Annotated in this window: 1 protein-coding gene; it reads left to right on the top strand. The window is 49.1% G+C overall.

The window, feature by feature from the left end; all coding sequences use genetic code 11:
* Positions 1–1429, top strand: a 1429-nt coding sequence (locus AC5590_RS31495) for a filamentous hemagglutinin N-terminal domain-containing protein (protein WP_169268988.1), incomplete at both ends; no start/stop codon positions are given.

Below are 1429 nucleotides of genomic sequence, written 5' to 3'. Positions count from 1 at the left end.
AGTCAGTTTTCAGTGCCAACGGGCGGTTCTGCTTACTTCAACAATGCCGCTGATGTGCAGAACATTTTTAGTCGTGTCACGGGTGGTTCAATCTCGAATATTGATGGTTTGATTCGGGCAAATGGCACAGCGAATTTGTTTTTGCTCAATCCGAATGGCATTCTGTTTGGTCCGAATGCCCGACTGAATATTGGGGGTTCCTTTGTTGCCACAACTGCCAACAGCATTAACTTTGCCGATAATTTTCAGTACAGCGCCACGAATCCTCAAACCACACCACTCTTAACTATCAGCGTTCCAGTCGGGTTGCAGATGGGAGCCAATCCGGGGCGAATTGAGGTGCAAGGGAATGGGTACGATCTATCAGTTTCAGTCCCTATTTTTTCCCCTCTTATTAGAGGTAGTAGTACAGCAGGCTTGCAGGTACCAGCAGGTCAGACTCTTGCCTTGATTGGTGGGAATATAGCGATTGATGGCGGCACGCTGACGGCAGAGCAAGGACGCATTGAATTGGGCAGTGTGCGTGATGGGCAAGTGAACCTTAGTTCTACAAGTTCTGGCTTTGCGTTTGATTATTCAGGCAATCAGCGCTTTGGTGATATTTGGCTCTCACGACAGGCGTTAGGAGATGCCAGTGGTGGCGGTTCGATTCAAGTGCAGGGAAATCAGGTATCGCTGGCGGATGGCTCACTGCTGTTGATTCAGAACCAGGGGAATCAAGCAGGAGGCAGCATCAGGGTTAATGCTGCCCAATCCTTAGAAGTGAGTGAAATCAGCCCAGACGGCAGGTTTCCTGGCGGATTGACTAGTGAAGCTGTGGGGGTTGGACGTGGAGCAGATGTTACAGTTTCAACTCAGCAGTTGATGGTACGGGGTGGGGCACAAATCATTGCTGGCTCCCGCAGTTCTACCGAGGCAGGCAATATAAGAGTGAATGCCTTTGATTCTGTACAAGTAAGCGGATCTTCACCGATTAATCCTAGTTTTTTCAGTGCCCTCTCTACAATAGCTTTCAATTCTGGATCTGCGGGAACGGTAACAGTATCAACCAGGCGGTTAAATCTTTTAGATGGAGGAGTTGTAGCATCTACTACGCTTGGGACTGGCAAGGGTGGAACTGTGACGGTGAATGCAACTGAAGCAGTGGAAATAAGGGGAAGTTCACCTCTTTTCAACCCAAGCGCTGTGACCTCTCCTGCCAACAATACTGGAAATGCTGGGGCACTGACTATCAACACAGCGAGACTGGTGATTCAGAACGGCGGCACTGTTACTTCTGCTACTTTAGCAACGGGTGACGCTGGCAGTGTCACCATCAATGCCAGTGAATCTGTTGAGGTCACTGGTATAATGCTCGGCAACCCTTTTCCCAGTAATGTGGGTTCGTCTGCCCCAATTACGGATGAATTCTTTCGACAAGCTTATAGAC

Origin of the sequence: Brasilonema octagenarum UFV-OR1 (assembly GCF_963888615.1) — a bacterium.
Classification (GTDB): domain Bacteria; phylum Cyanobacteriota; class Cyanobacteriia; order Cyanobacteriales; family Nostocaceae; genus Brasilonema; species Brasilonema sennae.
Note: the sequence above shows the minus strand (reverse complement) of the source record. Positions and strands in the feature narration are given on the sequence as shown.